This window comes from Fusibacter sp. JL298sf-3, from assembly GCF_053842995.1.
In genome coordinates this window covers 3,661,223-3,672,157 of sequence record NZ_CM132608.1, presented here as the reverse complement: position 1 = coordinate 3,672,157, position 10,935 = coordinate 3,661,223, and the positions used below count along the sequence as shown (strand labels likewise).

Genomic DNA, 10,935 nt, shown 5'->3' with positions numbered 1-10,935 from the left:
GCCGCTTCTCTAAAGAATGGCCTGTAGTAATTATCATTCTCAACCTATAGTTATTTTATTGCTCACATGGTGCGATGCTTCGATAATGTGTTGCATGGCTTCCGGTAGAATCGACTGTCCCCCGTCGCTAAGGGCGTTGTCGGGGTCACAGTGTGCTTCAATCATCACGCCGTCTGCCCCTGCGGCTAGTGACGCCAAGGTCATGGGCTCAATCAGTTGCCGTATCCCCGTCGCGTGGCTGGGGTCGGCTATTACCGGCAGATGGGATAGGGTTTTCAACAGGGCGATGGCAGAAATGTCCATGGTGTTGCGCGTGTACGGCTCAAAGGTGCGTATCCCGCGCTCGCACAATATCACGTTTTCGTTGCCCTGATGCAAAATGTACTCGGCACACAGCAACCATTCTTTGATGGTCGCCGACATCCCCCGTTTGAGAAAGATGGGCTTTTGCGTCCGGCCGAGTTCTTTTAAAAGCGCCATATTCTGCATATTGCGCGCCCCCACTTGAACGATGTCGACGCTGTCTAAAAACAAGTCGAGGTCCCTAATGTCCACAATCTCCGAAATAATCGGCATGTCGTAGGCTTTTTTAGCCTCGCACAGCAACTCGATGCCGCGGCGTCCCAACCCTTGGAAAGAGTATGGCGAAGTCCTCGGCTTAAAGGCACCGCCGCGCAAGATGTCCACCCCTGAAGCCTTCAGCGCTTTGGCAGTGGTCATCAGCTGGCTTTCGGACTCGACGGCACAGGGCCCCGCTATAAAAACCGGATGCGCGCCACCGATGACACAGCGCCCCACGGACACCGTCGTCTTTTCTCGGTACTTTTTACTCGTCAAGACGCCGTGCTCGACGTGTACGGGTTCCAGTGCGTATTTCTCGGCGACAGCTGCAACAGCGTCAGGCGGAAATGTCCCCTCTTCTAGATAAACCATAGCGCCCTCGTCGCATCGACGATGTGTCACCGGGATATTGATTTCAGCAAAATACGTGTTAACTGCGTCTAATGTGGTTTCGTGATTGATTTTAAAAAACATACGCATACGCTCCTATCGTCATTTGGCTACGAGGTATTGGGACACGCAGCTCAATTTCTCCTTGGTTTCTTCCAACTCGCGTTCGGGATCGGATAAGGCGACGATGCCGGCACCTGCTCTTATCCAAGACGTCGTTTCGTTTTGATAAGCCGAACGCAGTACCAATGCCGCGTCTAAAACGCCATTGGCGTCATAGGTGAGCACGCTCCCACTGTACAATTCCCTCGGGTCTGTTTCAAGAGCGGCGATGGCTTCGAGACACGACCGCTTGGGAATCCCCGATGCGGTAACTGCCGGAAAGAGCGCCGTAAAGGCATCCCACTGGTTTTTAGCCGGCGCAATGGCACCTTTGAGGCGCGATGCCAAATGCTGCACCGTCCCCCGTTCCAATACGTCCATAAAGCGCACCACTGAAACCGAGTCCGGCGTACAAACGCCCTCTAACTCTTCAAAAGCCAGTTTTACCGAAACGGCGTGTTCCGCAATTTCCTTGGGGTCTCTCACCAGTTCCGCCCGAAGCGCGTTCATTTCTGCCGCATCGGTGCCCATAGATCGCGTGCCCGCCAGTGGAAACGTATACGTCCACCGCTCGGCGTCGACCTCGGCGACGGTTTCAGGGCTGTAGCCGAGGACTTCGAGACCGTCGATACTGGCGAGGTATGCACGTGCCGGCGTGTTGTGACGTCTGCCCAACAAGTAACTTTTAGGCATATCTAAACGCTTGTCGAGGCACAGTTTTCTCGAAAGAATCACTTTTTGATAGACGTCTCGGTGAATCTCCCCCACCGCCTGTGCCACTTTTTCTTTGTAGCTCTCGGCGTTATCGCCGTTTAAATCCACGGCACCGACTCGGTTGAGGCCTTCGTAAAAGGCCGCATCGTACGGACGGTACGCTTCAATAAGCGCCTTTAGCCGGTGGAAGGTCTGCGGGTTATACGCGGCTACAGCCGCCTGATGGGGCGACAGCCGCACTTCTGCGAGGGGCAGTCTGAGATGCATCAATCGCTGGGGCTCCCCGTGCTCTACAACCCCGTGGGTATGGTACGACAATGCGAAATTGGCTGTACCGAAAACCCGCCAATCGTCATTGGGAAACGCTTTAAAAATCGATTCGAGGTCGGCTGTCAGCGCCTTCACAGGCACCGTCGTTTCACCTGTCCCCCCTTTGAGTTCAATGCGGTCGGCGTAGACGTCTACCGCCACACAACACCCCAGTCCCAAAGCGATTTCGCCGCCGTTTTCATAAAGCACATAGCTGTCAAATCCCCCTGAGGCACAGAGTTCTGCACCGATTTCATGTAAGTGTTCTGTCTTCTGAGACCATTTTATGACCTCGCGACGCCCCTCTGTCGGCAGCGTCGATTTTAAAAAATGAGATACGTGTTTCATGCACAACCTCCTAAGAACCTATGGTTAAAAAAATAATAGTTAGCTATAACTAACTCGGATTATAACACAGCGTTTTTTGTTTTACAATACCATATAGTCCCTGTGTTACAGTTATTTTATAATACTTTTATTCAATTATATCCAATACAATTTTGAAATTTAGTCAACTATTCGTCGACTGTGTGGTATAATAGGGCAAAGTCTCCATTGAGCGGTTGATACCAGAGGTCTTCCTCAGATGACGCAACCGCAGGTTAACCGATGAAAAATGAGAAGGGATTGTACGATGCACAATATTGTAGATGCCACGGAAAACTACCTCGAAGCGATATACAGAATGCGCAGGGAAAACGACAGCGTTAAAGCTATAGAAATCGCTAAGTTTCTCGAGCTCAGCAAGCCTTCCGTGAGCAACGCTATGAAGCGGCTGAAGGAAGACGCGCTAATCGATATCGACACACAGGGCGGTATAAGTCTAACTGCCAAGGGCGAAATCATCGCACTGAGAACTTATGAAAAACATGAATTTTTTAAAAACTGCCTGATAAAAGCGGGCATTGAAGAGGCCGTCGCCGACGACGAGGCGTGTAAAATCGAACACGTCATCTCAGGAGACAGTTTTGAAAAAATCAAACACTATATTGAGGCCCTACAACTTGGAGACGATTAGACACCGCCTCTGCGCTGCAAAGGGTTATGTAAAGACGCCATATGCCATGCATAGGGCGTTTTTTGCGGTCAGAGTCACAAGCCGTCGCCCATTAGACGTCGTAGTTGTCGCTCTTGCGGTAGACAGCCGGTGTCACGCCGAACACACTGCGAAACGCCGCTGCAAATTTGCTGGCGTTGTCGTACCCCATGCGCCCGGCGATGACGGAGACGCTGTCTTCCGTTTGCTTGAGCAGTACGGCGGCGGTGTTCATTCTGTAGGCGCGCAGGTAGCTCCCAATGGACTTTCCATAGACGCCTTTAAAAGTGCGCTTCATACTGGTCAGCGGCATATCGAACATCTCCGAAAGCTTTTCGAGGGTGTAATGCGTCTCCAATTGTCCGGTAATCAGTTTTTGAATCGCCTTTACCTTCCCCACCTGTTCTTTATGAAAGTACGGCCGCTCCTCAGAAACCGGCGTCACATCGGCCGCGCTTAAATAAAGGAGCAATTCCACAGCAGTCAGTTTTAGACAAGTCGTCCGCAGAGACTTCGGCATGGTATAGAATCCCGAAAGTACGCGCCCGATGGCGCTCTCGTCTGCACGCATTAAAAACGGCGTGCCATCGGGACAATACTTTTCTTTGATGCGACTCAAGTCAATAGCCGTATCGAGACCGGGAATGGACAACACTTTGCGCCGATCCAGTTCCAGAACCAGCGTTACCCCATGGTAGTGGTTCAAGGGAAAGTGGAACCCACTGCACACGGGGCCGTTGGTGTTGATGTACACGTCCCCCGCTTGCAGATACAGACATTTGTGGTTGTCCAGTTCCCATTCGATAACCCCCTCTCGGCAGTAGTCGATGGTGAGCATTTCTCCAGGCGTCTTAAGGTGTGCCGAGCACCCCTTCATATGAAAATCGTTGTAAAACGCCAGGACGCCGTCGGCAATGGGGTAACACGTCATCGCCCCATCGCCGCTGTCGTCGGTTATTCGGTAAACACGGTGTGCGGCATCGCAGTGTGCCAATTGAACTCCGGGACCCAAGTCGTGCTTTTTTTCTAAGAACATCCGATCACTCCCTTTGATGCGTTTATTTCAATTTTAACCCAGAAGCTTCAAAAAATCGAGGCGTACCGTAAAAAGTATAGCCTTCAATAAAAGAACTTCTGTACACAATCATATCTTTAGAGTAAGTGAGCGGAATATCGATAACGTTGTCGTTGCTGTAGTTGAGTAAGTACGTCATCAACGCTTGGATTACTTTCGGATCGTCTGTCGCCGTCGTCTTGCGAATGGCTTCTCTAAACGCATCGCCATCCGGCAGCCCGCGTGTCGATGCCGCAGCGGCCACTTGTTCGTCTAAAATCGGGATAAAATGCCCCGAAGGTTCCTGAGGCACCGGCGTGTACCAGAGGCAACCATCGAAACGCCCCTCTACAGCCGCCTGCCACCACTGCATCTGTTCCATACCGTTTAACTGAACATCGATGCCGCATTGAGCCAATTGACTTTTTATCACCGTGGCAATGTCCGCATTCAGTGCATTTTCAAGCTCGTAAATCATCGAGAACTCAAGGGGCTCCCCCTCTTTTTCCCTAATACCGGTACTGGGATTGCGTCTCCAGCCCGCTTCATCCAGTAGCGTATTGGCTTTGTCTAAATCGTATGTGCGCAGTTGGTCGATTTCAACATCGCAAAAGGGCGTTGCTTTGGGAAAGAGCCTGTCTGCCACTTCTTCATGCCCATCTGTCAGCCCCATAGCGAGGGCCTCTTTATTCACGGCATAAGCCACCGCCTCACGGACTTTCAAATCACTCAGTTTTTCAGAAGACGCGTTGAGCACCATATTCCGGGTTCTCGAACCGACTTCGCATACCTGTCCTTTTACCTCTGACAGTGTGAGCGCCTGACTGTAATCTTCCCAAGACAAGAAGAGTTCACCGTAAATCGCGTCGACTTCACCCGTTTGAAGGGCTTGTAATCGTGAAGAACTCTCGGGAATATACTTGGCAACAATAGCGTCAAACTGCGGTGCATCGCCCCAATAGGCGTCATTGCGCACGAGGCGCGTGTAGGCGCCTTCCACTCGTTCGTCAAACTTATAAGGCCCCGTCCCCACGACGGCCTTCATCGAATCGTAGTTCCCCGCTTCGATAACCGCCGGCGACACCATGGTGTAGACATCCGGTTTCGTAAAATTGAGCAGGTAAGCGTAGTAAGGGGTCGGATAATGGATGACAAGTGTGTATTCGTCTATGACATCAATGGACTGAATAGCTGTATACCCCTTTAAAAAGCCGCCGTTAGGGCCCTCTTTGTAATACTCGAGATTTTGTTTACACGTTTCTGCGTTAAAGGGCATGCCGTCGTGGAAAGTGACGCCTTCTTGCAGCTTAAAGGTCAGTTCAGTCCCCGTACCGTCAAAAGACCATTCGCGCACGAGACCCGGTTTGATTTCACCTCGGTCGTAATAAAGCAAGGACTCATAGACTTGTCGGTTGAGCGGGGCATTTTCCACGTTCATATTCAACGGATAAAAATTCGTCAACTCGCCGCCAACTGCAATTGTGAGCGTTTTCTCACTTACAGCAGAAGTGCTGCTTTCGCGCTCAAAGTCGTTGCCACAAGCGACAACCACTAGCAAAAGCACCACTAGACGCATTGTGCAAGCTACGCTTTTAAAAACGAGGCGCTTCTTCATACAAACAGTCTCCTTTCCCGTTTGCTTAGTCACAAGGCCCTTCGCGACACCCACTAGCCGATGTCGCGCCGGCCCTCTGTATTACTTCATCTTAAGTCCAGACGCCTCAAAGTAACGCGGTATGCCGTAAAAATCGTAGCTTTCAAAGCGGTCGTTTTTAAACACAATCATATCTCTCGAGTAAGTCAACGGAATGTCGATAACGTTGTCGTTGCTGTAGTTGATTAAAAGCGTCATCAGTTCTTCGATTTCCGCCGGATCGTCTGTCACCGTCGTCTTGCGAATGGCTTCTCTAAACGCATCGCCGTCCGGCAACCCGCGTGTCGATGCGGCAGCGGCCACTTGTTCGTCTAAAATCGGATTGAAGTAACCGTATGGCGACTCTTGAGGCAACGGGACATACCACAGGCAGAGGTCAAAATTGCCCTCTACTGAGGCTTGCCACCACTGCATTTGCTCCATGCCGTTGATTTGCACATCGATGCCGCACTGCGCCAACTGGCTTTTCAGTACCGTTGCAATCCCCGGGTTCAGCGCGACCTCCTGTTCAAAAATCATCGAGAGCTCAAGCGGTACACCGTCCTTCTCTCTAATACCCGTCTTGTCGTCAAGCATCCAGCCCGCTTCGTCGAGAAGCGCATTTGCCTTTTCTAGGTCATAAGAGCGTTTAACGGCCGTTTGAACATCCGTAAACGGTACGCCTTCTGCAAACAACGTCTCCGCGACGCTCTCGTTGCCGTCTGTAAGCCCAGCTGCCAATTCTTCTTTGTTGACAGCGTAGGCAATGGCCTCGCGCACTTTTAAATCGCCCAGTTTCTCAGAAGACGCGTTAAGCACCATATTTCGCGTTCTCGAACCGACGTCACTCACTTGCCCTTTTACATTCGGCAGCGTAAGCGCCTGTTTGTAGTCTTCCCAAGACAAGAGGAAACCGCCGTAAATCATATCGATTTCACCGGTTTGAAGCGCTTGTAATCGAGAAGAGGCCTCCGGGATATACTTTGCCACAATGGCATCAAATTGAGGTTTTTCGCCCCAATAGGCATCGTTGCGAACGAGGCGGGTGTACTCGCCCTGAACCCGTTCGTCAAACTTATACGGTCCCGTCCCTACGACACCCTTCATCGAATCGTAGTTCCCCGCTTCGATAACCGCCGGAGACACCATCGTGTAGACATCCGGTTCAGTGAAGCTGTACAGGTACGCGTAGTAGGCGTTCGGGTAGTGGATAACCAGTGTGAGTTCATCGACGATGTCGATGGATTCAATTGCCGTGTACCCCTTCAAAAAGCCGCCGTTAGGCCCCGCTTTGTAGTATTCGAGATTTTGCTTGCACGTTTCTGCATTAAACGCCGTACCGTCGTGGAAGGTGACGCCTTCTTGCAGTTTAAAGGTCAGCTCGGTACCCGTCTCGTCAAATGACCATTCCCGCACGAGACCCGGCTTGATTTCACCGTTGTCGTAATCGAGCAGAGACTCGTACACTTGTCGGTTGACCGGTGCGTTCTCTGAGTTCATATTAATCGGGTAGAAATTTGTCAGTTCGCCGCCAATGGCCATCGTCAACGTATGCTCTCCTGCCGCTTGTACCGGTTCTTCAGTTTCAGCCTCAGACTGCTTGCCGCAGGCGACAGCAGAAATCAGCACCAGTGAAAGACACAGTGCCACAGTTATCCCTTTAAAAATTCGCGATCTTTTCATATAACGGTATCCTTTCCGGCTCTTTAAAGCCTTCTCTATATATTTTCCCCTGTTTCACTTCCAATAGGCGATCGGCAATGCGGTAGGCACTGCATCGATCGTGTGTAATAAACAAATACGCGCAGCCGTAAGCGCTGTTGTACGCCTCCAGAACGTCGAGCACCGCGTTTTTCGATATGAGATCAAGCCCACTGGTGACTTCGTCGAGGACGAGGTAATCCGGCTGCACCACCAGAGCCCTCAGCAGCGACAGTCGGCGTTGTTCTCCACCTGAAAGTCGACGCGTCGGCACTTTAAGTAAGTCGTGTGACATGCCAGTCGCCGTCATGAGCGTCAAGATGCGCTCGCGTCGTGCAACTTTGTCGAGGTCAGTGAGGTTGCGCAACCCCTCTTCTAAATTTCTATACACCGACAGCGCCGGATTCAGCGTGCCGGAGGCGTCTTGAAAGACCCCTTGTATTCGGCGGCGTTCGCGCAACCATCGCCGAGACGACCAATTGCCGGCGTCTTCGCCGTCGACGACGACGCTTCCGCTATGCGGTCGCTCCAAGCCGAGCAAAAGGCGGGCCATGGTACTCTTTCCGGAACCGCTTTCGCCCACCACTGCGACACAGCTGCCTTTTTCCCACGTCATTGTGACGCCGTCAAGCGCTGTAAAATGAGACTTTTTATCTAGCGGGTAACGCACAACGGCGTCCTGAATTGCTATCCCTTCCATGTCCATGCCTCCTTTTCAAATTTGGAATGTGCCTGCGAAAAAGCCTTTGTCCACAAGTGGCGCGGTTGAGTAAGCAGTGTTTCCATATCGCCGGTCTCTACAACTGCACCGCCGTCGAGAACGTAGACCGTTTCACAAAGTGTCGTCAACGCCTCCACATCGTGTGAAATAAACAGAATGCCCGAATGCGCCGTCTGTCGTTTGAGCAGTTTGAGCAACTCCGCCACATTGTCGGCATCCAGAGCTGCCGTGGGTTCATCTGCCAAAACATACCGCGGCTTTAACCCGACAATCAGCGCAACGCACACGCGCTGCAACATGCCGCCGGACAACTCACCGGGCTTTGCATGCAACACGCGCCGAGTGTCTTTTAAGTTGACCGCTTCTAAGCAAGAGGCCGCACGCTTATAGGCCGACGACTTGTCGTCGCCGAGCTTTAACCGAAACGTCTCCGCCATTTGCTTGCCCACCGTCACGCGGTCGTCAAAGGCCGTCATGGGGTTTTGCGGTATGTACCCCAGCGTCGTGCCACACAGTGCTCTACGCTGCCTGTCGTCAAGTGCCGTAAGGTTCGCCTCATCCAAAACGACGGCGCCGGCGGTTACGCCACAGCCTCTGTCGAGCATGCCCATCACACTTTTAATCAACGTCGTCTTACCGGCACCACTGGCGCCGGTAAGTCCCACAACGCCCCCAAAGGGAATATCGATGTCCACGCCGTTGAGCAGTTTTTTGCCCTTTTTAGCGCTGACTTCCAGTTGCTGAATTGTCAACATGCGGCCACCTCTTCTTCCAGCGCTTGTCCCATGAGATTAAAGCACAGTGCCGAGACAAAGACACAGGCCACCGGCATCAGCATCAGTGCAGGACGCGTCAACATCACCGACCGCGCCGAGACAATCATGCGCCCCCAGTCGATGGCGTTGTCTCCCAGTCCCAATCCGATAAAAGAAAAAGCAGAGATGACAGCGACCATGTCGGCACACGACAAGATGATAAAGTGGACAATGCTCAGGACGATGTTCGGCAAAATATGCCGGAACAGCACTTTAGGCGTCGATGCCCCACTGCAGATTGCGCAGCGCACATAAGCCTTTTCCATCTCCAGTTCCGTTTTTGCTTTAACCAGTTTGATCAACCGGAGTACCAAAGAGCCGACGACGGCAATCATTACCGTGGTAATGCCGTTGCCCCATGCGCCGATAAAGACAATTAAATACGCCACCGGTGGCAAAGCCGTCACCGCGTTGAGAAAACCGTCGACAATGGGGTTGTGCCCCGCCGACCCACCGCCGAGCAACAGGCCGAGAAACGTACCGACGAAAAAAACGACAACAGAGCCAATGAGCACGATCCCCAGCGTGGTTTTACCGGCGTACAGCAAGCGAGACAACACGCACCGCCCTAACGCATCTGTCCCCAAGGGGTAGTCTGCACTCGGCTCTTCCAGCTTGTGCATAAGATTCGTCGTGGCCGGATTATGGGGTGCAAACAGAAACCCGACGGCGAAGAAAACAATAATCATTATCGGTATGATGAGTTGAAAAAACCGTTTCTTAGGTCTCATTGAGTGCCACCTTTCTTTTGCCGGTGGTCACTAGAGCTGTCCGAATCAAATCCGATAAAATGTTACAGATGACCAGTGCCAGTGCCATAAAGAGAATCGACACGTGTACCACCGGCGAATCCCTGTTTAAAACGCCTTCGATAACGATGTTGCCAATGCCCGGCAACGAGAAGATGCGTTCGACAATGGCAGCTGCAGTAAAACTGAGACCTATCGATTGAAGAAAACTCGGAATCAGCCCCATCACCGCTTTAGGCAACGCGTGATGCAGGAGAATGTACCCTTCTTTAAGGCCTCTGCAACGGGCGTAAAAGGCGTAGTCTTCCTGCATCTGATGGCTGATGTCTTTGGACAAGAGTTTGCCGTAAAACGCACTGCCGTATACCGACATACAAAGTGCCGCCGGAAAATACTTGAGGACGCCTGCGTTGCCCGCCACCGCCATCACCCCCATCTTCACTGCAAAGACGTCGATCCAAGAAGAAGCCAAGTAAAAAATCGGTATCGATATGACGACGATACACAGCGCGTCGACGATGCGCTCTCCTATAGAATCTCTTAAAAAATAGCGCACGCTCCCGACGAACACCGTACCTATCGCTTGAAAAACAGCTGAGAGCGATACCACGGCCAACGTCGTCGGCAAGACGGCCAAGACCTTGTAAAGGGCGCTGTCTCCCGTTACCAAGGACTCGCCGAAGTCCAATTGAAAGGCGCGGCCCACCCAGAGCCCATATTGTACCAACAGCGGTTTGTCCAGTCCCATTTCTTCTCTAACGCTCTCAATGTACGTCGGCGACGCGTTGGGGTTCAGCCGTCGCGCGTACGCTGTCGCCGGATCAATAGGCGCCAAACGCATGAGCAGAAATGAGAGAAAGGTGACGACCACTAAGGTAACGGCCACTTCAATGAGATAACTTGGCAAGCGCCTTTGCCTTCTCGTCACAAAATCCCCTCCTTTAAAATGTAAAGTCGATCAGACAGCGGTTAGCTTAAACTAACCCTTTGTCTAAAAAAATACGCGCAATTCGCATATACAAACAATAATATAACAAACTCCTCTACACCTAACCACTCCAAAAAGACCACAAGAGCCCGTTTGGTCGTCGACTCCTTTTGGTCGTTTTACACTCTGTTTGCACAATCGGCCATTTCACACACAACGGGC

10 protein-coding genes are annotated in these 10,935 nt (G+C 51.8%); 1 reads left to right on the top strand and 9 read right to left on the bottom strand.

Annotated elements, in window-relative coordinates; genetic code table 11:
• Positions 1 to 39: 39 nt before the first annotated feature.
• Positions 40 to 1,035 (bottom strand): 3-deoxy-7-phosphoheptulonate synthase, encoded by a 996-nt coding sequence (gene aroF / locus ACR6HW_RS17480; protein WP_455728958.1) that lies wholly within the window; start codon positions 1,033 to 1,035, stop codon positions 40 to 42.
• Positions 1,036 to 1,053: 18 nt separating this feature from the next.
• Positions 1,054 to 2,424: a salicylate synthase gene (locus ACR6HW_RS17475; RefSeq protein WP_455728957.1), complete on the bottom strand. Its 1,371-nt coding sequence runs from the start codon at positions 2,422 to 2,424 to the stop codon at positions 1,054 to 1,056.
• Positions 2,425 to 2,710: 286 nt separating this feature from the next.
• Between ACR6HW_RS17475 and ACR6HW_RS17470 the strand changes: the two genes are divergently transcribed.
• Positions 2,711 to 3,094: a metal-dependent transcriptional regulator gene (locus ACR6HW_RS17470; RefSeq protein ID WP_455728956.1), complete on the top strand. Its 384-nt coding sequence runs from the start codon at positions 2,711 to 2,713 to the stop codon at positions 3,092 to 3,094.
• A 91-nt stretch (positions 3,095 to 3,185) separates the two neighbouring features.
• On the opposite strand, the gene ACR6HW_RS17465 is transcribed toward ACR6HW_RS17470, so the two are convergent.
• The 7 genes from ACR6HW_RS17465 to ACR6HW_RS17435 form a co-directional block, all read right to left on the bottom strand.
• The gene (locus tag ACR6HW_RS17465) at positions 3,186 to 4,148 is read right to left on the bottom strand and encodes a helix-turn-helix domain-containing protein (RefSeq protein WP_455728955.1); all 963 of its coding nucleotides are present in this window, start codon (positions 4,146 to 4,148) and stop codon (positions 3,186 to 3,188) included.
• A gap of 22 nt (positions 4,149 to 4,170) precedes the next feature.
• Positions 4,171 to 5,781 (bottom strand): ABC transporter substrate-binding protein, encoded by a 1,611-nt coding sequence (locus ACR6HW_RS17460; RefSeq protein WP_455728954.1) that lies wholly within the window; start codon positions 5,779 to 5,781, stop codon positions 4,171 to 4,173.
• An 81-nt stretch (positions 5,782 to 5,862) separates the two neighbouring features.
• Positions 5,863 to 7,482 (bottom strand): ABC transporter substrate-binding protein, encoded by a 1,620-nt coding sequence (locus ACR6HW_RS17455; protein ID WP_455728953.1) that lies wholly within the window; start codon positions 7,480 to 7,482, stop codon positions 5,863 to 5,865.
• Positions 7,460 to 8,200 (bottom strand): ATP-binding cassette domain-containing protein, encoded by a 741-nt coding sequence (locus ACR6HW_RS17450; RefSeq protein ID WP_455728952.1) that lies wholly within the window; start codon positions 8,198 to 8,200, stop codon positions 7,460 to 7,462. The genes ACR6HW_RS17455 and ACR6HW_RS17450 overlap by 23 nt, the downstream gene beginning before the upstream one ends.
• Positions 8,188 to 8,976: an ATP-binding cassette domain-containing protein gene (locus ACR6HW_RS17445; RefSeq protein ID WP_455728951.1), complete on the bottom strand. Its 789-nt coding sequence runs from the start codon at positions 8,974 to 8,976 to the stop codon at positions 8,188 to 8,190. Before ACR6HW_RS17445 ends, ACR6HW_RS17450 begins: the two co-directional genes overlap by 13 nt.
• Positions 8,970 to 9,767 (bottom strand): ABC transporter permease, encoded by a 798-nt coding sequence (locus tag ACR6HW_RS17440; RefSeq protein WP_455728950.1) that lies wholly within the window; start codon positions 9,765 to 9,767, stop codon positions 8,970 to 8,972. Before ACR6HW_RS17440 ends, ACR6HW_RS17445 begins: the two co-directional genes overlap by 7 nt.
• Complete coding sequence (locus ACR6HW_RS17435) at positions 9,757 to 10,713, bottom strand: ABC transporter permease (RefSeq protein ID WP_455728949.1); 957 nt, start codon at positions 10,711 to 10,713, stop codon at positions 9,757 to 9,759. The genes ACR6HW_RS17440 and ACR6HW_RS17435 overlap by 11 nt, the downstream gene beginning before the upstream one ends.
• Positions 10,714 to 10,935: the final 222 nt, after the last annotated feature.